This is a genomic window from Ohtaekwangia sp., from assembly GCF_036568665.1.
Taxonomy (GTDB): domain Bacteria; phylum Bacteroidota; class Bacteroidia; order Cytophagales; family Cyclobacteriaceae; genus Ohtaekwangia.
In genome coordinates, this window is the sequence record NZ_DATCSD010000446.1 from 16,545 (window position 1) to 39,422 (window position 22,878).

The 22,878-nt window shown below is 42.8% G+C and carries 16 protein-coding genes and 1 riboswitch; of the genes, 8 read left to right on the forward strand and 8 right to left on the reverse strand.

The features are described from left to right. Positions 1-256 precede the first annotated feature (256 nt). The 3 genes from VIN08_RS26330 to VIN08_RS26340 all read right to left on the reverse strand — a co-directional run bounded on the left by VIN08_RS26330 (position 257) and on the right by VIN08_RS26340 (position 5,735). Positions 257-3,109 carry a DNA gyrase/topoisomerase IV subunit A gene (locus VIN08_RS26330; RefSeq protein ID WP_331972128.1) on the reverse strand — a complete coding sequence of 951 codons (2,853 nt, stop codon included), beginning with the start codon at positions 3,107-3,109 and terminating at the stop codon, positions 257-259. Between the two features lie 28 nt (positions 3,110-3,137). Beyond that, positions 3,138-5,042, reverse strand: a complete 1,905-nt coding sequence (locus VIN08_RS26335; protein ID WP_331972130.1) for a DNA topoisomerase IV subunit B — start codon at positions 5,040-5,042, stop codon at positions 3,138-3,140. A 252-nt stretch (positions 5,043-5,294) separates the two neighbouring features. Further along, on the reverse strand, positions 5,295-5,735 hold the full coding sequence (locus VIN08_RS26340; protein WP_331972133.1) for a hypothetical protein: 441 nt from the start codon (positions 5,733-5,735) through the stop codon (positions 5,295-5,297). Between the two features lie 107 nt (positions 5,736-5,842). Continuing rightward, positions 5,843-5,937: riboswitch (TPP riboswitch) on the forward strand. Between the two features lie 80 nt (positions 5,938-6,017). Between VIN08_RS26340 and VIN08_RS26345 the strand changes: the two genes are divergently transcribed. The 6 genes from VIN08_RS26345 to mtaB all read left to right on the forward strand — a co-directional run bounded on the left by VIN08_RS26345 (position 6,018) and on the right by mtaB (position 11,995). Further along, positions 6,018-6,719 (forward strand): class I SAM-dependent methyltransferase, encoded by a 702-nt coding sequence (locus VIN08_RS26345; protein ID WP_331972136.1) that lies wholly within the window; start codon positions 6,018-6,020, stop codon positions 6,717-6,719. Between the two features lie 6 nt (positions 6,720-6,725). Further along, the gene (locus VIN08_RS26350) at positions 6,726-7,805 is read left to right on the forward strand and encodes an AIR synthase family protein (RefSeq protein WP_331972139.1); all 1,080 of its coding nucleotides are present in this window, start codon (positions 6,726-6,728) and stop codon (positions 7,803-7,805) included. Positions 7,806-7,843: 38 nt separating this feature from the next. Next, entirely contained in the window at positions 7,844-8,485 is a 642-nt protein-coding gene (locus VIN08_RS26355; RefSeq protein WP_331972142.1) for a thiamine phosphate synthase, read from the forward strand. A 15-nt stretch (positions 8,486-8,500) separates the two neighbouring features. Continuing rightward, positions 8,501-8,782 (forward strand): Trm112 family protein, encoded by a 282-nt coding sequence (locus VIN08_RS26360; protein WP_331972145.1) that lies wholly within the window; start codon positions 8,501-8,503, stop codon positions 8,780-8,782. Positions 8,783-8,846: 64 nt separating this feature from the next. Next, positions 8,847-10,577: a phospho-sugar mutase gene (locus VIN08_RS26365; protein WP_331972147.1), complete on the forward strand. Its 1,731-nt coding sequence runs from the start codon at positions 8,847-8,849 to the stop codon at positions 10,575-10,577. Between the two features lie 98 nt (positions 10,578-10,675). Continuing rightward, on the forward strand, positions 10,676-11,995 hold the full coding sequence (gene mtaB, locus VIN08_RS26370; RefSeq protein WP_331972150.1) for a tRNA (N(6)-L-threonylcarbamoyladenosine(37)-C(2))-methylthiotransferase MtaB: 1,320 nt from the start codon (positions 10,676-10,678) through the stop codon (positions 11,993-11,995). Between the two features lie 292 nt (positions 11,996-12,287). On the opposite strand, the gene VIN08_RS26375 is transcribed toward mtaB, so the two are convergent. Continuing rightward, positions 12,288-12,944: an ABC transporter ATP-binding protein gene (locus VIN08_RS26375; RefSeq protein WP_331972153.1), complete on the reverse strand. Its 657-nt coding sequence runs from the start codon at positions 12,942-12,944 to the stop codon at positions 12,288-12,290. 69 nt (positions 12,945-13,013) lie between these two features. Between VIN08_RS26375 and sucC the strand changes: the two genes are divergently transcribed. Continuing rightward, complete coding sequence (gene sucC / locus VIN08_RS26380) at positions 13,014-14,225, forward strand: ADP-forming succinate--CoA ligase subunit beta (RefSeq protein ID WP_331972155.1); 1,212 nt, start codon at positions 13,014-13,016, stop codon at positions 14,223-14,225. A 61-nt stretch (positions 14,226-14,286) separates the two neighbouring features. Then, entirely contained in the window at positions 14,287-15,156 is an 870-nt protein-coding gene (locus VIN08_RS26385) for a DUF6089 family protein (RefSeq protein WP_331972158.1), read from the forward strand. Positions 15,157-15,414: 258 nt separating this feature from the next. Here the strand turns inward: VIN08_RS26385 and VIN08_RS26390 are convergent, their stop codons facing one another. The 4 genes from VIN08_RS26390 to VIN08_RS26405 all read right to left on the reverse strand — a co-directional run bounded on the left by VIN08_RS26390 (position 15,415) and on the right by VIN08_RS26405 (position 22,863). Continuing rightward, positions 15,415-17,316 (reverse strand): nucleoside-diphosphate sugar epimerase/dehydratase, encoded by a 1,902-nt coding sequence (locus tag VIN08_RS26390; protein WP_331972160.1) that lies wholly within the window; start codon positions 17,314-17,316, stop codon positions 15,415-15,417. Positions 17,317-17,328: 12 nt separating this feature from the next. Next, positions 17,329-17,541, reverse strand: a complete 213-nt coding sequence (locus tag VIN08_RS26395; RefSeq protein ID WP_331972163.1) for a hypothetical protein — start codon at positions 17,539-17,541, stop codon at positions 17,329-17,331. A 3-nt stretch (positions 17,542-17,544) separates the two neighbouring features. Further along, positions 17,545-21,645 carry a T9SS type A sorting domain-containing protein gene (locus VIN08_RS26400; RefSeq protein ID WP_331972166.1) on the reverse strand — a complete coding sequence of 1,367 codons (4,101 nt, stop codon included), beginning with the start codon at positions 21,643-21,645 and terminating at the stop codon, positions 17,545-17,547. 63 nt (positions 21,646-21,708) lie between these two features. Beyond that, the gene (locus VIN08_RS26405) at positions 21,709-22,863 is read right to left on the reverse strand and encodes an aminotransferase class I/II-fold pyridoxal phosphate-dependent enzyme (protein ID WP_331972169.1); all 1,155 of its coding nucleotides are present in this window, start codon (positions 22,861-22,863) and stop codon (positions 21,709-21,711) included. Between the last annotated feature and the right edge of the window lie 15 nt (positions 22,864-22,878).

Consider the following 22,878-nt stretch of genomic DNA (forward strand, 5'->3'; position numbering starts at 1 on the left):
TAAATCTGAGAGATCTGCAGGAAACAAATGGCTGTTTATTTTGTGAAAATCTGTGAGTTCTGTGGGAAAGAACAAAGAGTTTCACCTTCTCTTGATGAAACCCTATATCCTCTCGGGAAAGATTTTGATTTTCTCGAACAGCCATCGGCTAACCAATAACGATTAACCGATAACGGCTACACATCAAACTCGATCGTATCTCCCGCGCTAAAAGTACCAGAAGACTTTCCGTCTTCCGGACTTTCTAACTTTAGATTTACTTCTTCCCTTTTGCCTTCGCCTTCTTTGCCGGAGCTTTCTTCACTACCTTCTTGGCTACTTTTTTTGCCGAAGAGGTCTTGCTGCTCGACTTGGATTTTTTTGGTGGGCTCGCTTTTTTGCTGGTGGCTTGGGGCTTGGCCTTTACCTTCTCCTTTTTCACCGCTTGCTTTTTCGGGCTCACCGAAGAGGCTGACTTGGCCGTCTTCTTCGACTTCGGGCTCAGATTCGTACTCAATTTTTTTTTTGACGACTGATCCGCATCAGTAGTCTCTACCACATTATTTTCCTCGTCACCTTCTTCAAAACCGGTCTCTTCTTCCTGCACCAGATTTACCTTAGTTACTTTATACTGAGACAGTTTATTACCAACTGCTTTCCAGCCTTTGATATCCACCACCTCTTCGAGGTTAATCACCTCGGTAACTTTAGGTTTATCTTTTACTTTCACAACCTCCACTTCTACTTCCGGAGTTTCGGATGTTGTTACCGCTACCAAACGTGAACCGATTCCTTCCGATATAAATCCAAACTCCTTATCAAACGTTGTGGTCTCGATCATGAAACGCTTCGCCATATACTGCTTGCTTTCACCATCTACATATACTGCAGATATAGGTTTCTCTGCATTGAACTTCTCTACGTGCAAAGTCTTCTCAGGATCGAAGCGGTTGGTCAGCTCATAGTTTGTGATCTTATAAGAACCATTACGATAGAAAGTAATAATCTTATCGTCTACATCGAACTTACCGAGATAGCGGCCGCGCTTCTCTTTATTGAGTCGGCCGGCATCCGTATCAAACCAGAGATCAAGTTTACTCAACGTAGATCCACCGGCTTTGAGGAAGTCAACCTTACGAACCGGGTACGGCGTAATAATATTACCTCTTGAGCTTCTGCCCTTTATCTCCAGTTCGGCAAAATCATAGGTAAATATCTTTTTGCGAGCTGTGCTGGACTGTGAAAGTTTTACTTCAACTTTCTCTGCTTCACCGTTCGGGTTTCCACTTACATAGAGTATGCGTGAGTTAGGATTGCCCTGCGACAAATCGTATTCTTTATCGCGGGTAACGCCTGGTATATTAAAGCGCTTGGCAAAGCTCTTGCCTCCTTTACCATCGGCATAGATCACATTATATACCATGCGGTCGTCACCTTTCTTCCAGATGCCAACATAGAGTATATCTTTACCCATGAAGACTTTATCCTGGATGCGCGACACTCTCGCTTTGCCATCTTTACGAATAACGATCACATCATCCAGATCAGAACAATCGCAGATATACTCGTCTTTCTTTAAGCCATAACCAATAAAACCATCAGCACGATTTACATATAGTTTCTGGTTGTTGGCTATAACCTCCACGGCAGTAACCGATTGGAAACTCTTGATCTCTGTTTTACGCTCACGTCCTTTGCCATACTTTTCCAACAAGCGCTGGAAGTACGCTATAGCAAAATCCGTCAGGTTCTTCAGGTTATGTTCTGTCTCCTTCAGTTCCTTCTGAAGATCGCGAAGTATTTCATCTGCCTTGAAAGAGTCGAATTTGGAAATACGCTTGATGCGTATCTCGGTCAACCGAACTATATCATCCGTTGTAATCTCGCGATAGAACTTCTTCTTGTGAGGCTTCAGTCCTTTATCGATCGTCTCGATCACTTCCTCCCAGCTCTCTGCTTCTTCAATGCTTCGGTATATTCTGTTCTCGATGAATATTTTTTCGAGTGACGAGAACAAAATTTTCTCCATCAACTCCTCGCGCTTGATCTCCAGCTCTCTTTTAAGAAGCTCTACAGTTTGCTCTGTATTGTGCTTGAGTATCTGGTTTACCGGCAGGAACTTCGGCTTGTCATCCACAATCACACAGGCATTCGGAGATATCGATATCTCACAATCGGTAAACGCATAGAGCGCATCGATCGCTACTTCCGGTGATTGCCCCGGCTGAAGCTGCAACTGTATCTCTACATTCTGCGCAGTGTTATCGATCACTTGCTTTACCTTGATCTGTCCTTTCTCACTCGCCTTCACGATAGACTCCATCAATGAAGTGGTAGTCGTGGCAAAGGGAATTTCTTTGATAACCAAAGTCTTTTTATCGAGCACATCAATCTTGGCTCTTACCTTGATCTTCCCTCCTCTCAATCCCTGGTTGTAATCACTAAAGTCGGCTATACCTCCTGTAGGGAAGTCGGGGTATATTTTCGGGTTCTTTCCTTTCAGTATATCTACAGAAGCCTTGATCAGTTCACAGAAATTATGTGGCAGAATTTTCGTGGAGAGACCGACCGCTATCCCCTCTACCCCCTGCGATAACAGCAGCGGAAATTTTACCGGAAGTGTTACAGGCTCTTTTTTTCTACCATCGTACGAAAGCTGCCATTCAGTAGTCTGTGCGTTGTACACTACATCCAGCGCAAACTTCGAGAGGCGTGCTTCTATATAACGCGGAGCAGCAGCACCATCACCGGTTCGAACATCGCCCCAGTTACCCTGCGTCTCTATCAACAGATCTTTCTGCCCTATATTTACGATCGCTTCACCAATAGATGCATCACCATGTGGGTGATACTGCATGGTGTTACCAATCACATTCGCTACTTTATTGAACCGGCCATCGTCCATTTCCTTCAGCGAGTGCATGATCCTTCGCTGCACAGGCTTGAGCCCGTCTTCCAGGCGCGGCACAGCACGCTCCAGAATTACATAGGATGCATAGTCTAGGAACCAGCTTTGATATAAGCCATCAATGGCAATGGAGTGAATTACATCATCACTTCCACCGGCACCGTTGCTTTCTTCATTCGACTCGTTGTCCTGGTTCGCTTTCGGGTTTTCTTTCTTACTCATGACCGATTAAAAAATGTAAACTTCAAAATTATGCTTCTACTTCTTCCTCTTCTGTTTTCTCAGCCTCACCTTCTACCTTATCCAGTTCTATACGCAGGTTCTCGATAATAAAGTCCTGGCGTGTAGGGGTGTTCTTGCCCATGTAAAACTCGAGTATCTTTTGCAAGTGACTGTCTTTATGCAGCAATACAGGTTGAAGACGAATATTCTCTCCAATGAACTTTCCAAATTCATCCGGTGAGATCTCTCCTAATCCTTTGAAGCGTGTGATCTCAGGCTTGGCTCCCAGCTTTCTCATCGCTGCTTGCTTCTCTTCTTCACTATAACAATATATAGTCTCCTTCTTATTGCGCACGCGGAAGAGCGGAGTCTCCAATATAAATACATGGCCTGCCTTCACCAGTTCGGGGAAGAACTGAAGGAAGAAGGTCATTAGCAATAACCGGATGTGCATGCCATCCACATCGGCATCTGTAGAGATAATTACTTTATCGTAACGAAGTCCTTCAAGACCGTCTTCGATGTTCAATGCGTGTTGCAGCAAGTTGAACTCTTCATTCTCATAAACTACTTTCTTGGTAAGGCCAAAGCAGTTAAGAGGCTTGCCCCGCAAGCTGAACACAGCTTGAGTTTCCACATCGCGCGATTTTGTGATTGAACCACTCGCAGAGTCACCCTCGGTGATAAAGATCATGCTATCAGAACCCTTTGGATTCTTTTCATCAAAGTGGAAACGACAGTCGCGCAGCTTACGGTTGTGCAGATTTGCTTTCTTGGCGCGTTCGTTTGCCAGTTTTTTGATACCGGCAATTTCCTTGCGCTCACGCTCCGACTGCTGAATGCGTTTCTTTAACGCATCGGCTGCTATCGGATTGGTGTTCAGGTATATTTCAAGTTCCTTGGCAACAAAGTCTCCAACAAAACTCTTGATAGGCTGCCCTCCTTCCGGAGCGGTATAGATCGATCCTAATTTTGTTTTTGTCTGCGATTCAAAAACAGGCTCTTGTACACGTACGGCTACAGCACCAATGATACTCGCACGAATGTCTGCCGCATCAAAATCCGATTTATAAAATTCACGAACACCTTTTACAACACCCTCGCGGAAGGCAGCCAGGTGCGTGCCTCCTTGTGTTGTGTTCTGTCCGTTAACAAATGAATAGTACTCTTCACCATATTGATTGCCGTGTGTAAGGGCAACCTCTATCTCTTTTCCTTTCAGGTGGATGATCGGGTAACGCAGATCATCAGCATCAGACTTTTGTCTGAGCAAGTCAAGCAATCCATCTTTTGAGAAAAATTTCTGACCGTTGTAATTGATGGTAAGACCGGCATTCAGAAATGCGTAGTTCCACATCAGATCATCCAGGTACTCCGGAATGAAGTGATAATTTTTGAACATGGAATTATCCGGCTCAAACTCAACGTATGTTCCGTTTTTCTCATCGCTCTTTCCAGGCTTGGGGTCATTTACCAGAACACCTTTCTTAAACTCGGCAAGCTTCTGTTGACCTTCGCGGAATGCCTGCACTTTAAAGTAGCTCGACAAAGCATTGACTGCTTTTGTACCGACACCGTTAAGACCCACGGATTTTTGAAAGGCACCGGAGTCATACTTGGCACCGGTGTTGATCTTGGAAACAACATCAACAACTTTACCCAAAGGTATACCACGACCATAGTCGCGCACGGTAACTTTAGATTCCGTTATGTTCACATCGATGATCTTTCCATAGCCCATCATGTGCTCATCGATACAGTTATCAACAACTTCTTTTACCAATACATAAATACCATCGTCCTTAGATGATCCGTCACCAAGTTTACCGATATACATACCGGGACGCAGACGAATGTGCTCACGCCAGTCGAGTGACTTGATACTCGACTCATCATACGTAAACATGGAAGATTCTTTCTCCGATTTTGCCATAGCACGAATAGGATTTAGCGTTCAGAAAATTTGAAGACTAAAAAATTCACTTTCAAAGTTTAAAAAATCTGCTGCATCATGACGGCCCGAAAACAAATGAATTGTTTTATAAGCCGCAGCAAAAAATCTATCTGGTTCTAATAAAATGAATTTTAAAGTCACTTCAAGGGGTTCAATAAAAACTTTAACTACAAAAATGAATAAAGTAAAATATTGTAACTAATTGTTATATAGTTACTAAAGTTACTTCAACTAAACTGATTGATCTGATGCTCGCTTATCAAAAAAGCGAACAATCGGCCAACTGATTGCCCATAACACTATAAGGCTAACACTACCATAGATCACAAAACCAATGCGGCTAAAGTCGAAGCGTTCATCGCTGTTATAGGCGTTGATCAGAAACATTCCGATCACAAAAAACAGGTTGAAAGTAATAATGAGGCCATAAAACCAGGCCCGGAACGTGTGATCTTTCTTGAACATACTGGAGATAACATATACTAACACATTGATAATGGTGAGAAAGCCCACCACAATGTAGAAGAATACATCGCGTGGAAGTAGCACCGTTTCAATGCCTTGCTGCTGCACAATAACATTTTCAGGCAGGTCGGCATACACGTAAAGCAATGCACTCAGCACACCCAGTAACGAGAAAAACCATACTGCCCGAAAGATTTTAAAAATCATACTTTCTCAAATTTTGGCGCAATTAACCAACATCATTTTTAACAACCAAGAAATTAGAAGACACTTCTCCCCTTGCATCTCACCGTGCAATCTACTTCCTTTGTTATATAAACGCATCGGGGTGCCGTGTTGAACGGCTGAGATTACACCCGGGGAACCTGATCTGGTTAGTACCAGCGAAGGGAATGCACCACGCTTCGATTTTTACTTTTACGGGTATAAGATATTGAGCCGCATTCCTTTTAGGTGCGGCTTTTTTATTTCCACTTAAAACTAAAGGCAATGTCTTTTAACCTCGTAACACAAAATCTGAGATCGTGGCAGAACCGAAAAGAGTGGTTCTTTAACCGTGAACATACCGATACTTACGAACTCTGGTATGAAGGTCGCTATAAACGCGCGGAGATCTGGCAGAAGAAAATTATTGGCGATCTGGTGTTGAGCGATCCGCGCATCCATACGCTGCTCGAGTTTGGTTGTGGTACCACACGATTTACCCGCTGGTGGAATAACATCGGCATTGAAGCAACCGGAGGTGACCTCTCACCTTTTATGCTCGGGCAAGGTGCACAGTTATTTAAAGGCGACCTTGTTTTAGCCGACTCGCACTATATGCCATTCAAAGACAAGACCTTCGATGCCCTTGCCTTCATTACAACTTTTGAATATTACCGCGATCCTGTTCAAGTGATACAGGAAGCTGCACGGGTAGCACGACACGGTATAGTATTCGGAATGATGAACCGAAATTCTCCGAAAGTTGTGCGCAGAAGAGTGCAACAGCTCTTTGGTAAAAATCCATTTTACGTTACAGCCCATTTCTATACTCCGACAACACTTGCTGCTGTCATTCACAAAGCCTTGCAGGGAAAAGAGTATACACTGGAGTGGAATTGTACCGGGTTGCCCAAATGGTTCCCTGTACAACAATGGAAAGTACCGTATGGTGATTTCTTCGGACTGCATGTAAAATTTAAAGAGTAAGATGCTATGAATGAAACACTGGAAGCCACACAATTTCCGGAGACCGGAAAAATTCAGAACAGTTTCTTTAAGGAGAAGGTGTTCCCGTTCTGTGGAGCAGCACGTCCGGAAGTAATTGTGGGGCCTGAATATGGCGTAGATGTATCACTGGTTAATCTCCCGAATGGTTTAACAATGGCTATGACCAGCGATCCACTATCGCTGATACCAACGCTTGGGCTACGCGAATCGGCCTGGCTATCGGTTCAACTCATGGCAAACGATATGGCTACTACAGGATTCACTCCTCAATACGCCCAGTTTACGCTTAATCTCCCCACAACGCTTGGGGTACACGATTTTGAACAGTACTGGCAATATATACATGAGTTCTGCGATCGGTTAGGAATTGCCATTACCGGCGGACATACCGGAAGGTTTGAAGGCATTCAATCTACCATTGCAGGAGGCGGCACCATGATTACCATTGCTTCCGGAGAGCAGATGGTTACCAGTAAGGGTGCACGCCCCGGAGATATACTCATCATGACAAAGGAATGTGCATTAATTGCCACCTCTATTCTGGCATTGAGCTTTCCGGAAACAGTAACGAAAAGTTGTGGTACAGCGGTGCAACAACAGGCGGCCTCATTATTTTACGAAACAAGTGCAGTGGAGGCTGGACTCATAGCCGGTGAAATTCATCGACATACCGCTGCTGTTACGGCCATGCATGATGTAACAGAAGGTGGCGTGCTCGGTGCTATATACGAGCTCGCGCATGCTTCGGGCTGTGGGGTTGAAGTGGATAACAATAACCTTCCGATTGGTGATGCACAACAGAAGATCGGTGCGCTGTTCGGTATAGATCCGCGGTTCTGTGTAGGTGCGGGTTCTATGATCATCACCATTAAACCGGATATTCTTCAGTTGATACTCAAGCAATTTAGGCAGAAGAATATACAAGCTACTGTGATTGGACGTATAACGGAACCTTCGCAGGGATTGATACTTACAGAAGGTTCTTCGCGCCATACTTTACAACATCCGGGTGCCGATCCTTATTGGAGCGCGTTCTTTCAGGCACTTCAACAAAATTGGAAATAACCTATAAAAAACAGCTGATTCACTTCACATTATAGTCTATGAACTCAAAAGGAATACACGGTGGTTTATACCTGGTGATTGATCCTGCTCCGGGAGTCGACCTGGTTCTTCCAAAGATCAGAGCTGCATTGAAAGGAGGAGTGGATGTTATCCAGCTATGGAACCACTGGCATTCTCGGCAAGACCAACACGGATTTATTGAAGCAGTAATTGCTGCAGCCCAACCGTTAGGAGTACCGGTATTGATCCATGAAGCCTGGCAATGGCTAAAGACTTTACCGCTTGATGGTATACATTTCGATGCTATACCCGGTAACTGGAGCGAGATCGGTAAGACTATAGGAAGACCTTTCATCACCGGCCTCACCTGCAGTAATGACCCTGAGCGGATTGACTGGGCACTAAAACATGCCAACTACATTTCGTTCTGCTCGATGTTTCCATCTTCATCCACTGATACGTGCGAGATTGTTCATCCTCAGATTATAGAGCGAACGCGAAGCCGTACCAATATACCAATCTTTGCAGCCGGTGGTATAACAACTGAAAATCTTTCCGGTTTACTTTCCCTGGGCATCGATGGTATCGCGGTGATCTCTGCCGTGATGAAAGCGCCAGACCCGCAGCAGGCAGCAGCGCGTTTCAAACATCAACTAACGAAGAACATCCATCCTTCATAACAAGAATTCATCCACATGAAAATTTCATTGCTTCAAAAACTTGCCTGTCCTTTTGATAAGAAAGATCTCGATCTGAAAATATTCAAACAGGAAGAAGACAATATTATAGAAGGTATTTTTACCTGTGCACATTGCAACCGCTACTACCCGATAGTCTATGGTATTCCGATTATGTCGCCCGATGAATACCGGGAAAAGACATTGGAACTCCCGGTGTTACATCGCTGGGGACTTCAGTTAGATGGAGACACTCCTACATTCCGACTGCTCTCCGCTCATCAGGAAGTTGAAAAATGAATGCCGAAAAAAGTGCGTCTGTAAAAACTTGTGATAAATTGCGCCCTTTAACGCAAAATAGATCATGAGTGAGTTATTAGAAACCGTTCAGACCAAGGCAGAAAGCTGGCTTAACAGTCGCGTAATAGACAACGCAACCAAGGCGGAAGTAAAGGCTTTGCTGGCCAAAGAAGATTCAAAAGAGCTGATCGATAATTTCTACAAAGATCTTGAATTTGGTACCGGAGGATTGCGCGGTATTATGGGAGCAGGCTCTAACTGCATGAACAAATATACTGTTGGTGTTGCTACTCAGGGACTTGCCAATTATCTCAACAAGACTTTTCCAGGACAAGAGATCAAAATTGCTATTGCTCACGACAGTCGTAACAACAGTAGTACGTTTGCCGAAGTGGTTGCTGCCGTTTTCTCAGCTAATGGCATCAAGGTATATATGTTCAACGATCTGCGTCCTACTCCCCTGCTCTCGTTTGCCATGCGATACCTGCAGTGTCAGTCCGGAGTTGTGATCACAGCATCACACAACCCTAAAGAATACAACGGGTATAAAGCATACTGGACCGGCGGTGCACAGGTTGTACCGCCTCACGATAAAAATATCATTGAAGAAGTGAAGGCAATTACTTCATTCGAGCAGGTAAAGTTCAAACCTACACTGGCAAACATTCATCTCATTGATGATGAGGTTGAGCAGGCATACTATGAAGAAGTAAAGAAGATCATCCCCAACCACGATGTAATTGCCAGACAAAAAAATATTCCGCTGGTATACTCAAGCCTTCACGGAGCCGGTATCACTATGGTACCGGAGTGTCTGAAGCAGATCGGCTTCACCAACATTCATATAGTAAAAGAACAGGAAGAACCCGATGGAGATTTTCCAACTGTAAAATCTCCCAACCCTGAAGAGCAATCGGCTATGGAGCTTGTTATCAAGCGCGGCAAAGAAGTAAACGCTACCATGGTAATGGCTACTGATCCGGATACCGATCGTGTTGGTATGGGCGTGAGAAAATCCAATGGAGAATTTATACTCCTTAATGGAAACCAGGCCTTTAGTCTCATGATGTACTTCATCATGAAGAATCTGAAAGACAAGAGCAACTCCTATATAGCCAAGACGATTGTTACTTCCGAGCTTATCGATACGATGGCCGCGAAGTTTGGCGTTGAATGCTATAACACACTCACCGGCTTCAAGTATATAGCAGAGCTGATGGGTAAACTGGAAGGCAAGAAAAAATTCGTAGCTGCCGGTGAAGAAAGTTACGGCTATATGGCTGGCGATTTTGTTCGCGATAAAGATGCTGTTTCTTCCTGCGCATTCTTTGCCGCGATGGCGGCAAGCGCTGCTGACGAAGGCAAGTCTATGTACGACTGGCTGATCGATATGTATGTAGAGTTTGCTTACTATAAAGAAGGACTACTCAACGTGACAAAGAAAGGTCAGCAGGGCGAACAAGAGATCAAAGCTATGATGGAGAAATTCAGAAGTAATCCTCCTGCTACAATCATCGGAAGCCGTGTGGTTCGCTTGCTCGACTATAAAACACTGACGGAAAAAGATCTCCTTAGCGGTAAAGAAACTACGCTCGACTTTCCGAAGTCGGATGTACTACAGTTCTACCTGGAAGACGGAACAAAAGTATCGGTTCGTCCATCCGGAACAGAACCCAAGATCAAGTTTTACATCAGCGTGAATGCTCCATTAGCCTCACGTTCAGAATTTGAAACGGTTGATTCACAACTCGACAAGAAAATAAAAGCCGTAGAGGAATACCTGTTAAGTGTTTAAGTTGCTAAGTGTGTACGTGTCTACTTTACCCCTGGATAACATAAACACGTACATACTTAAACACATAAACACGTTTTCCCTATCTTTGCGGCTTCATCATGAAAAAAGTCGCTTTTTATACGCTGGGATGTAAACTGAATTACTCAGAGACCTCGACCATTTCCCGAATGTTCGAGGAGAAAGGTTATAAAAAGGTTGATTTTACGGATACTCCCGACATTTTCATTATTAATACCTGCTCGGTAACCGAGAATGCCGACAAGAAATGTCACAAGATCGTTCGGGAAGCAAGAGGTATATCTCCTGAAGCATACGTGGCTATCATTGGTTGCTACGCTCAACTCAAGCCAAAAGAAATTTCGGAAATACCCGGTGTTGATGCAGTTCTTGGAGCTGCCGAGAAATTCCGTTTAGTAGAATTACTCGATGGCTTTGTTCGCAAACCTGAAGCAGAAGTATATGCTTCCGATGTTGAGCAGGCCAACAAATTCAATACCTCCTACTCCATCAACGACCGCACAAGAACTTTCTTGAAAGTTCAGGATGGTTGTGATTACTCTTGTACTTTTTGTACAATTCCACTGGCACGCGGAAGCAGCCGGAGCGATAGCATCGAAAATATACTGAAGACCGCAAGAGAGATCGCGAAGACAGATGTACGCGAAATTGTTTTAACAGGTGTAAATACTGGCGACTTCGGTATACAGGAAGGAAAACGTGTAGAACGTTTCATCGATCTTGTAAAAGCACTGGATGACGTTGAAGGCATCGATCGTTTTAGAATCTCCTCTATCGAACCTAATTTGTTGACGGATGAGATCATTGAGTTTGTGGCTTCTTCAAAAAGATTTGTTCCGCATTTTCATATACCACTTCAATCTGGTTCGAATAAGATCCTGAAGCTCATGCGCAGACGATATCAGCGTGAACTATATATCGATCGCGTAGCAAAGATCAAAGCACTTATGTCGCATGCATGTATAGGTGTGGATGTGATCGTTGGTTTTCCGGGAGAAACACATGATGATTTCTTGGAAACGTATCAGTTTCTCAATGAGTTGAACATCTCCTACCTGCACGTATTTACTTACTCTGAACGTGAGAATACACCGGCTGCAGAAATGCCAGGCACTGTTCCGGGAAGTCAGCGGGCAGATCGTTCAAAAATGCTTCATATCCTTTCCGATAAAAAACGGAGAAAATTCTACGAAGAAAATCTGGGAAGCGAATCTGTTGTATTATTTGAGAATGATATCGAGAACGGTATGATGCACGGATTTACCGAAAATTATATTCGTGTTACCGCCAAATACGATCCTGTATTAGTAAATGAATTGAAGCGCGTTAAGCTGCTCACTATAAATGACGCTGGCCTTGTTGAGGTTGAAGACACTTTCTCAGAAGTGTTGGCTCACTAGATCAAATTCCGTGTTGATACGAAGTAGGTTACCCGTAAGATAATCCACTCTTACGCACAATATGGGTATATTTTTAGGCATATTGTGGAGAAAAATCTATCATCTTACACCCTTACCTTCCTGCCCGACTCTATCTGAATTACCTCTAAAGGCCGCTATATCTTTGTATCAACAATCCGGTTAAAGAAAAAAGGAATTAAGCGGAGCCTACTCAAACCTGCTTATCCAAAGAAGAAGGAAACCACGGACTCGGAAGTTGGAAGTGAGGGTTTTCTTCTTTTGTTTTATACCTCTACTGTTTTACAATCCCATCCTTAATCTCAATTCTCCTGTCAGCCATTTTCGAAAGCTCTTCGTTATGCGTAACGATGATGAATGTCTGTTTCAACTCTTCGCGCAGTTGAAAGAACAGCGTGTGCAGTTCGAGTGCATTTTTTGAATCCAGGTTTCCACTCGGCTCATCCGCCAGAATTATAGCCGGAGAATTAATCAACGCCCGGGCTACTGCTGTTCGTTGCTGTTCTCCTCCCGAAAGTTCAGATGGCTTATGGTGTATCCGCGAGCTCAACCCTAACATCGAGAGTAATTCCTCTGCACGTTTCCGGATGGTAGATTCATTCTGATGGTTTCGAATAAGACCGGGTATCAGAACATTTTCGAGTGCCGAAAACTCCGGCAACAGGTTATGAAATTGAAAAACAAATCCGATTGATTTGTTTCTGAAAGCTGCCAGATTCTTTGCCGATTGCCCAAAAACATTTTGCCCCTGGATATATACACTGCCTTTATCGGGCACATCCAGCGTACCCAGTATATGCAGCAAGGTGCTCTTGCCGGCACCAGAAGCTCCGACAATGGCAACCACCTCACCCTGATTTACTTCCAGGTTAACGCCTTTCAGGACTTTTAACTGGCCATATGATTTTTCTACCTGCGTTGCTCGTAACATCGCTAATTATATAGATTCCTTTGAAATAAAGCTTTAAATACGCTAGTTTCGCCCAAAACAAAAAATGCAATGAACATTCACGAATACCAAGGCAAAGAAATTCTGAAGAAATACGGAGTGGCAGTTCAACGAGGCATCGTAGCAGATACACCCGACAGTGCGGTAAGTGCGGCAAAAGAATTACAAGCTGAAACGGGGACCAAATGGTTTGTGGTTAAGTCTCAGATACATGCGGGAGGCCGTGGAAAAGGTACCGTTAAGGAAACAGGTTCCAGAGGTGTTGTCTTGGCAAAAGGTATAAATGAAGTTCCTGATAAAGTAAAAGCTATTCTGGGCGGAACACTGGTAACCATCCAGACTGGTCCCGAAGGAAAGAAAGTAAATAAAGTTCTGATCGCTGAGGATGTATACTATCCTGGCGAAACGGAGCCGAAAGAATATTATATGAGTATACTTCTCGATCGCTCGAAGGGATGCCCGGTAATTATGGCGTCTACTGAAGGTGGTATGAACATCGAAGAAGTTGCTGAGACTCATCCTGAAAAGATCATCAAAGAATGGATCGATCCACTGTTGGGCTTGCAGCCTTTCCAGGCGCGTAAGATCGCTTTCTCACTCGGATGGGAAGGAAATGCCTTTAAAGAAGGTGTAAAATTCATCCATTCATTATACAACGCATACCTCGGATTGGATGCTTCTATGTTTGAGATCAACCCTTTACTGAAAACATCCGACAACAAGATTCTTGCTGTTGATGCAAAAGTAAATCTGGATGACAACGCTTTATATCGTCATAAAGATCTGGCTGAACTCCGCGACATCACAGAAGAAGATCCATTGGAAGTTGAAGCCGGTAAAGCTGGTCTAAACTATGTGAAGCTTGACGGAAACGTGGGTTGTATGGTAAATGGAGCCGGACTTGCTATGGCTACTATGGACATTATCAAGATATCAGGTGGCGAGCCTGCTAACTTCCTGGACGTTGGTGGTGGAGCAAACGCCGAGACCGTTGAAGCTGGTTTCCGAATTATTCTGAAAGATCCCAACGTAAAAGCTATTTTGATTAATATCTTTGGGGGTATCGTTCGTTGTGACCGCGTAGCGAATGGTGTTGTAGAGGCGTACAAGAAAATTGGTGATATCAAAGTTCCGATTATCGTAAGGCTACAAGGAACAAATGCGGAAGAAGGTGCTAAAATCATTGAACAGTCCGGGCTGAAAGTGTTTTCTGCAATACTGTTAAAAGATGCAGCTCAGCGAGTAAAAGAGGTGTTGGCATAGAGATTTCTATAAACCTGTCGAATTTGCTATATTTATAAAACTTTGACCGTAAACCCGATCAATGAAAAGGCTCTTTTGGTTTTTAATACTAACTATTTGTCTGGTCCCCTCCTTGACAGAAGCCCAAAGCTTTTATTCAACCAGGAGAAATAGAAATTTGCTAGTTGGTTTGGGCTCCGGCACAGCCAACTATTTCGGCGAAATGGTTAACCCAGGAAAGACCGGAACATTGAAGTTTAACATTGCTGCCAATGCAGAGTACTATCTGCATGAGCGTATCAGTGTACGGGCGGGACTTACTTTCTTTCAGATCTCTGGTGATGATGCAAAAGCCAATGATGACCGACAGGAAAGAAACCTGTCATTCAAATCCAGTAACATCGAGTTAAGTGCGTTAGGGGTTATCAATCTTAGTCCAATTGGCTTGCGCTTTTATCAACGCTCACAACTAAACTTCCACGCTTTTGCAGGTATAGGTTTACTTTACTTTAATCCGAAGACCGAATACCAAGGCAAGACGTATGCACTGCAGCCTTTACAAACGGAAGGTGTAAAATATAGCAGAATAACGCCAGTAATTCCCGTAGGACTTGGAGCTCGTATAAAAATAAATCCATTCTTTAATTTACTTGTTGAAGGAGGTTATCGAATTACTTTCACCGATCACCTGGATGATGTCAGTGTGAGACGCTACCCGGATCCTGCAACCTTGAAGAGCGATTTGTCTCGTGCGTTATCCGACAGACGTGTAGAGATTGGAACTCAACCTGCAAATCCAACACAGGTTGGCGTACGAGGAAACCCCAATAAGAATGACGGCTACTTCCTGGCAAACATCACCGTTCAATACTATCTGCCAAAAGAAGTATTCCAGTCCTCACAACGCAAACTCTATAACAAGAAACGCAAGTACTATTATCGCAGACCGTAGTCTTATTACGAGCTAAGAGTTATAAAATAAAAAGAGGCAGAGCATCAATAAGATGCTCTGCCTCTTTCTTTTGATTAATATTTTATGATGGATGTACTATTCTCTGCTGCTCACCGATCCTGAGACTTCGATCTAATCTTTCTCCCCAACTCTCTGCTTGCTATCTCATCATATTATTGGTGGAGTATACCCTCCCTTCCTTATAAAAAAACGAAGCCAAGTATCGATTATATATGGAGTGAATAAGTTGATTGCGAATTAATGAGTTATATCAAGAGCTTCAAATCTGGAATAATTGCTCTTATACTCAGGAACGATCTCTTTCATAAGCGTAACCATCTTATGCTCGTTCTTATCGTCAATGAAATCTTCCAGAAGATCAAGATTACGACATACTTCATCGTACATATACTCTGATACTTTTGCTTTCAGTATCTTCTCATGGTGAGTTGGTATTGTATTCTCCTGATTATTCAGCAGTTCCTCGTATAGCTTTTCACCATCACGGAGTCCTGTAAATACAATCTCAATATCTTTATTCAGTTCTTTACCTGAAAGCTTGATCATCTTACGAGCCAGGTCGTAGATCTTGACAGGTTTCCCCATATCAAAAATAAAGATCTCCCCTCCTTGTCCCATTACACCGGCTTCAATCACAAGCTCACACGCCTCCGGTATAGTCATAAAAAAGCGAGTGATCTCCGGATGTGTTACTGTAATAGGTCCTCCACTCTTGATTTGCTCTTTGAAGATCGGAATAACAGAACCGTTCGATCCCAATACATTTCCAAAGCGGGTAGTAACAAATGACGTTTTCCCTATACCCATCTTATCGAGGTGGCGGTCGAGTGACTGAACATAGATCTCTGCGATACGCTTGGTGCATCCCATTACATTGGTCGGGTTCACAGCTTTATCAGTAGAGATCATAACAAATTTTTTCACTTTAAACTCTACCGCTAAATCGGCCAACTGTCTTGTGCCGAATATATTAACACTTACCGCTTCGGCAGGATTACTCTCCATTAACGGTACATGTTTATATGCAGCTGCGTGAAAGAGTATATGGGGCTTAAACTCTTCAAAGATTCTTCTGATACGCGTCTTGTTACACACGTCAGCTATAAATACAAAGATTTTGCTTTGCTTATTCTTGCTTCGAAGTTCACGTTCTATTTCATAGAGTGGAGACTCAGCCTGGTCGATCAAGATGAGTGTACTCGGTTTGAAATTCAACACCTGTCTCGCCAATTCTGAACCAATAGAACCTGCAGCACCCGTAATACAAATTACTTTGCCTTGCAGGTCTGATTCAATCGACTTATTATCAAGCTTAATAACTTCCCGGCCTAAAAGGTCTTCGATGTTGATATCACGGATCTCTTTAACATCCCAATCATTACGTAACCACTTATCAAAAGAGGTTACATAGCTAACACGAATCAGATGATTCAGCGCATCATCTACAATCTCGTTTTTGCGTTCGATGGATAAGTTCTTAACAGCAATAACAATCTTCTTTACCTTATGCTTATGTACCAGCTCAGATAGTTTTTCATAGCCATAAATCTTTGAGCCGTTAATCTCTTTGCCATTCTTCTTAACATCATCGTCCAGGAAGCCGATCAACTTATATTGTCCGGTCATATCAGATTCAATAGCCTGCTTGGTCAGGAAGCCTGCAACGCCAGCACCAAATATGATAACGGGTACCCTAGACGCTGAATCTGATTTATAAAATGTAAAGACATTTTTTACGAACAATCTATACTGGTATAGCAACAGCGATGATATAAAAAATGCAATGAATACAACTGAAAACGGAATGAGGTTCCTGCCAACATTATAATGGTACAACAGGTTTATGATAACAATGATGGATAGACTTAATAACTCCGTGCGAATGATGCGAACACCGTCCTGTATGCCGGTATAGCGTACAATGCCAGCATAACTCTTCGTAATAAGGGTAGATAATAAAGCCGTGCTAAGACAAACTGCTATTCCGGGAAATGGATTATAGTCCAGTACAAATCTAAAATTGAAATTGAAACGTAGCAGGAAAGAAATCGAAACAGAAAAAAGAACGATGATGAGGTCAATAAAAATGATAATACCTCTCGGTAATACCGTTAGTCTATTAAGAAGTCTGAATAACACTGGTCTATTGGGTTAGTCTTTCGAAATTCTTTTTCGAAGTAATTTATAAGCCCCTAAAATACCTCCGGAGACAGCCAGATATTCCAATCCTGTAAGTGGCACTGGATTATCTATATCTCCGCCCGTCTGTGGGTTGCCCGGCTGTGCTAATGCACTGCCTGCAAACACAGACAATGTGAGAGAAAAACAAATGGTTAAAAAGAGATTGTCCTTTTTTACTTTCATCGCCTACTTCTTTTGTAACTGATAGCTATAACGACTTGTACCTTTGTCAACAACCAGTATATACATACCACTGGCATATGAGGTAAAATCAACAGTAATATCTTGCGTATTGTCAGTTAGTGTCGATCTATATATAGTCTGCCCTACTATTGATTTAATTTCAATCTGTCTGACGTCCTCATCCAGGCGTTGTATAGTTAATTTACCCGACACAGGATTAGGGTAGGCTTTTATACCTGCCATTTTTTCAAACGAACTCGATTCTATACTTTGTTTCTCAACAGCGAAACTGGTGTTCACCAAAGCATACGTACAAGATTGCGTAGCCATCACATGCAATGTATTCTGACCTTCATCCAGGGAATCAGCAACCAACGGGATGGCTATTGCTTTTCCCGTGCCGGATACTGAAGTCGAAATGATCTGATCAGCTTCATTTAACAATGCGTAGTTCACACCTACTTCAGAAGAACCAAGTTCTACTGTATATACTTTAGACGCCTCTACGGAAACCGGAGCATTCACAGAAAAAGACACATCAGGCAATTTTTCTTCCAGTCGTAAACTGAAACGATCAAATGCCTGTGATGCTTCATCACCTATAGTAAATGTATAAGCGTTTGACACTATATCTACTTCTTTATTCAGATAATGATCAATCAATATAAAATTAAAATTATCAAAGTATCCGCGTTTATCAAATGCTATTGTATAAGTTCCACCATCTGTTACTTTCAATCCGAGTTTCATAATCTTGCCACAATCCAATCCACTAAGTGCATTGATGGCCATCGGTACGTTATCGTCAGAAATTGTTGAGAAACTAAAAGTTGGGTTGTTGATTTTAGGCGCATCAAACTCATCAATTCCCGCTACAGCATCATCCTGAATTTTCACATACGCAGCATCACGAAGCTCACCGTTGGAGAGGCTTACAACAAATGATTCTTTGATACCTACTCTATAAAACTCTGCCACGGTACTCACTTTCACCCCTTCTGTGATCCTCAATATAGGGCTAGCTCCAGTCGCACGAACCCAAAAGGCTTGACCCACAGCAATTTGTCCATTAGGAATATCTTCTGTTACCCCGGCATCATAATAGCGTGTCATTCCGGAACCATTGTCCGTAACGGCGATAATCGTGGACATTCTTGTTTTAGACCATCCGGTTACATCCCAATCAATCGTAGCAGGGTAAGGATTTCCTACCAGATTCCATCCGGAAGCTGATGCATCGTTATTCGTATAGGTTAATGGGAATGTGATCGTTCCTTGATTTATAGTACCGGTAACATCAATCAGTGTAGGATTGGTACATTGGCGGATGAAGGTCGTATAGCCACGGCCCACCTGAAGGGCACTTGCAGCCGAAGTTGTCCCCGGGAGCGGATAAGCTACATATCCCTGGTTAATATCTCCCGCTACTGTCTCGTCATAATAAAACAAGGAAGCAGAAGAAGGAGTAACATAATAGCCACATATAGTCTGCTTAGGACTTGGATCAGAGAAGTTTCCGGTTACAGGGAAATCATCCTTCCATTGAGCCACAGTAGCGTTAGATACAGGGCTCGAAATATACCTATAGATACGCCCTTCACCACTCATATAGCGTTGCACGGTCACATCACCTGAAACTGTATTTCCGCTCTGAAGTCTCATGATCATCGCAGTACCACTTCCTGAAGCATCAGTAGTAGACAATAACGTCAGATGACCATTAGAAGCAAAATTTACGTTTGTTGAAGGCGAGCCAAATTGTAACAAACCGGAAAGATTCAACGCAGATGTGAGTTGCACTCCGGCACTGCCGGATTTTGCAACGGTAATATTTGAAAACGTAGTGCCATTCACAGATATAGTCTGAGCATTTGCCCCCGATAATGTTGCTGTAAACGTACTCATGTCAAATGAGCTACCGGTAGCGAAATTGATATTTCCCTGAATGACAAAGCTTCGGGTAAATGCTAAAGACTTGCCACTGTTCAATTGAATGTTACCAAAGAGAGGATTCGTTGTACCACCTGCACTGGTTGCACCGTCAAAAATAATTAGAGACGTTGAAGGAGTCAGATTTCCTGCGTTGTCACTCCATGCACTTCCCTTCATCGTTACGGTATAACTTTGCAAATTGAAAATGCCGCGATTCAGAGCAACATTTCCATTGATCGTAATATTCTGAGTAAGATTAACATTATGAGCAATTTGAGCAAGAAGGAAAGTCAGGCCACCAAGTGATGTTGCATTTGTGGGATCGGGTAACTCCAAACCAGTATCATACGATGCTGAAGTGGAACGATAATAAACTCCGTAACTACCACTGGTAATTACAGGGCGTTGGCCACTAATAGAGGATGTTTCATAACGAGTAATGAGAGCATTATTCGCCATGGTTAAACCCGAAGTATTGTTTAATATACCCTGTGTCAGATTCAATTGATTTTTTACTACCACTGTGCTGTTCAAATCAACCTGGCCACTTGTTCCTGATCTGTTTATTGTTAATGTACCTACAGTATCAGCTAAAGGATCAAATTTGATGGTACCCCATGTCCCTCCTGTAGTACCTGTAATAAACAGACTGGAAGTTGATGTGCCTTTTAATACACCTGCATTTACTTCCATTGTTCCTGAAGAAGTAAGTGCAAAATTATTCAAATTCAAAAAACCGGATTCAAGTCTGATCACGCCACCAATAGTTCGGTTGCCTGTCAAACTAACTCCTGATGAATTGTCAATCACTGTTGTGATTCCAGTTCCTGTTGGTTGACCAGGCCCCATATATTGGGCTCCTGATGATCGATAAATAATAACCGATCCACTTGAGTAGGTTCTGTATGTACTAACCGTACGAATATTTCCTCCCGTTACAACGAGTTGTATAGCACCACCTACATCCTGCGAACCCACCACCATGGTTCCATCGAGTTGAAAGGTTCCTGGTGTACTGCTCGCCATCGGGTATATTGACAGATCCAGCGTTGTAGCAGAACTGATATAGTAATTTATATGGCCAGATATACTTCCGGTCATCAAGTATGTATAAGAGCCGCTACCCAGAAATCGTATTGAACCTTGAGCAGGCTCTGATCCCAACTCATCAATTCTTCCTGTTTGCAAGGAGAAATTACCATACAGGTTAAGTGTCGTGTTACCGGTTGTACCTGTATTAGCCATGTGCAGTTTTCCGTTGGCCGTTGCATTCATGGAGAAGTCACCATAAACATCGACTGTAGTGGTACCAGTAAGTGTTAAGCTTGAGCCCGTAACATTAGAGGAGTTGAATCCAAAATTTCCATAGACAATAACATGTGTATTGCTACCGTCTGTTGAAAAATTTACTCTTGAAGTTCCTGATATTAAAATATCTCCACCAAAAGAGTCCGAGCTTGAGCCAATTGTAATCGTAGGATTCTCTGATGCACTAAGTTGTAATACATTCGTTCCGGTGTTCAGAACAGTAAAGTCTCCAAGTATAGTATTCAGGTTCCCGGCAAAGTCAACAATTCCACGCTGACCTGTTGAGTTGAACACTACATGCCCCAGAGCCTGAGCCCAAGTGTTATCTGCTGTAATCGTAGTGGTATTCGTAAACCCTAAAATTGAAACGGTAGAATTTTTATCCCACGTGGCTGTTGGCAAGCTTCCAACTGTAGTAGTATAATTATGTCTGTATTCTGAACCTGAACTGAATACAAGAGTCGAAGCATTAGAAGAATTATCAATCGTTGAACCATTGCTTCTTGATAATACACCAGAGACCTGTACAACTGCCGGAGAAGTAATTGTCATATCAGTCGATGCTCCGTCATTCAATGTCAATTGTCCTGTAAGTGCTATTGTTAAATTACCTTGAACAACCAGTTGATCTGCGGTAACTGTAACACCGCCTGGTACTGTAACCGTATGTCCTGACAAGATTGTTATAGTTCCATTTGAACTTGAAGGCGCTGAAGATGCAGCAACCCACGAAGTTCCGTTGAAGCTCTCCCAAGTACTAGCAGAACTCCAGTCTCCAGTTTGTGCAGTTCTGAAATCTCCAGAGGATTGCGCACTGGCATGACCGGTAATTATAGCTAACAAACAAATCGTAATGAACCTCATAGGCTTCTTGCCGAATTCACTAGAAGTTACGAAAATATTCATATGTTTCAACTTTATAGGGTTTTATAACAGCACCGTTTGTTTTGTAACCCATTGAGCCTGAATAAGCTTAACGACTCTTTCAAACTGTTCGGGAGAATTATTGGTACTTGACGGAAGGCATAGACCTTGACTGAACAGATGTTCTGAAACACCATTTACATAAGAAGGGCAATCTTTAAAAACCGGCTGTAAGTGCATCGGTTTCCAAACAGGTCTGCTTTCAATATTGTGTGCTTCGAGATCTTTCCGAATAATATCTGTAGTAACACCACCTGATTCATTAGGATCAATCAGTATAGTGGTGAGCCAACGATTAGCAAATAAACCTGCCGGCTCAGGAAGAAATTTTATACCTGACAGGGATGATAATTTCTCTTCGTAAAACGAGTATATCTTTCTGCGTTGTTCGATCCTCTGATCTAATACTTGCAGCTGACCACGACCGATACCTGCAGAAATATTGCTAAGCCTATAATTATATCCGATAGTTGCGTGTTCGTAATGTGGAGCAGGCTCGCGTGCCTGAGTCGCCAGAAAACGTGCTCTCTGTATCCAGGCTTCATTGTTAGATACCAACGCTCCTCCTCCAGATGTTGTAATGATCTTATTACCATTGAATGAGTAAATGCTCAGATCACCAAAAGTTCCTAACTTTTTGCCATTATACGTTGCGCCAAGTGCTTCAGCTGCATCTTCAATTACAGGTATTTCGTATTTTTTAGCTACCTGCATGATCTCTTCGATCTTTGCAGGCATACCATAGAGATGTACCACTATAATTGCTTTAGGCCTCTTCCCAGTTTTTTTGATCCTGTCTGCAATTGCCAAATCCAATAATTGAGGATCCATATTCCAGGTCTCATTCTCTGAATCAACAAAAACCGGCACTGCACCCTGATAGGCAATTGGATTACAAGAGCCTGAGAAAGTGAACGTTGAGCAGATAACTTCATCATTCCGTTCTACCCCCAGAATTATTAAGGCAAGGTGAATAGCTGCAGTACCAGAACTCAGCGCAGCGCAATGACCTATCGTATTGTAAGCAGCGAGTTCTTTTTCAAATGCAATGATATGTGGGCCAACAGGTGATATCCAATTCGTATCAAAAGCTTCTTGTACAAACTTTATTTCATGACCTCCCATGTGGGGAGCTGACAACCAGATTTTTTCATTCATAACCACAAATATAAT

What these genes read in the sequence shown, in the direction of transcription:
- VIN08_RS26330 (WP_331972128.1), bottom strand. Translation starts at nt 3,109, where the DNA reads ATGAGTAAGAAAGAAAACCCGAAAGCGAACCAGGACAACGAGTCGAAT.
- VIN08_RS26335 (WP_331972130.1), bottom strand. Translation starts at nt 5,042, where the DNA reads ATGGCAAAATCGGAGAAAGAATCTTCCATGTTTACGTATGATGAGTCG.
- VIN08_RS26340 (WP_331972133.1), bottom strand. Translation starts at nt 5,735, where the DNA reads ATGATTTTTAAAATCTTTCGGGCAGTATGGTTTTTCTCGTTACTGGGT.
- VIN08_RS26345 (WP_331972136.1), top strand. Translation starts at nt 6,018, where the DNA reads ATGTCTTTTAACCTCGTAACACAAAATCTGAGATCGTGGCAGAACCGA.
- VIN08_RS26350 (WP_331972139.1), top strand. Translation starts at nt 6,726, where the DNA reads ATGAATGAAACACTGGAAGCCACACAATTTCCGGAGACCGGAAAAATT.
- VIN08_RS26355 (WP_331972142.1), top strand. Translation starts at nt 7,844, where the DNA reads ATGAACTCAAAAGGAATACACGGTGGTTTATACCTGGTGATTGATCCT.
- VIN08_RS26360 (WP_331972145.1), top strand. Translation starts at nt 8,501, where the DNA reads ATGAAAATTTCATTGCTTCAAAAACTTGCCTGTCCTTTTGATAAGAAA.
- VIN08_RS26365 (WP_331972147.1), top strand. Translation starts at nt 8,847, where the DNA reads ATGAGTGAGTTATTAGAAACCGTTCAGACCAAGGCAGAAAGCTGGCTT.
- mtaB (WP_331972150.1), top strand. Translation starts at nt 10,676, where the DNA reads ATGAAAAAAGTCGCTTTTTATACGCTGGGATGTAAACTGAATTACTCA.
- VIN08_RS26375 (WP_331972153.1), bottom strand. Translation starts at nt 12,944, where the DNA reads ATGTTACGAGCAACGCAGGTAGAAAAATCATATGGCCAGTTAAAAGTC.
- sucC (WP_331972155.1), top strand. Translation starts at nt 13,014, where the DNA reads ATGAACATTCACGAATACCAAGGCAAAGAAATTCTGAAGAAATACGGA.
- VIN08_RS26385 (WP_331972158.1), top strand. Translation starts at nt 14,287, where the DNA reads ATGAAAAGGCTCTTTTGGTTTTTAATACTAACTATTTGTCTGGTCCCC.
- VIN08_RS26395 (WP_331972163.1), bottom strand. Translation starts at nt 17,541, where the DNA reads ATGAAAGTAAAAAAGGACAATCTCTTTTTAACCATTTGTTTTTCTCTC.
- VIN08_RS26400 (WP_331972166.1), bottom strand. Translation starts at nt 21,645, where the DNA reads ATGAGGTTCATTACGATTTGTTTGTTAGCTATAATTACCGGTCATGCC.
- VIN08_RS26405 (WP_331972169.1), bottom strand. Translation starts at nt 22,863, where the DNA reads ATGAATGAAAAAATCTGGTTGTCAGCTCCCCACATGGGAGGTCATGAA.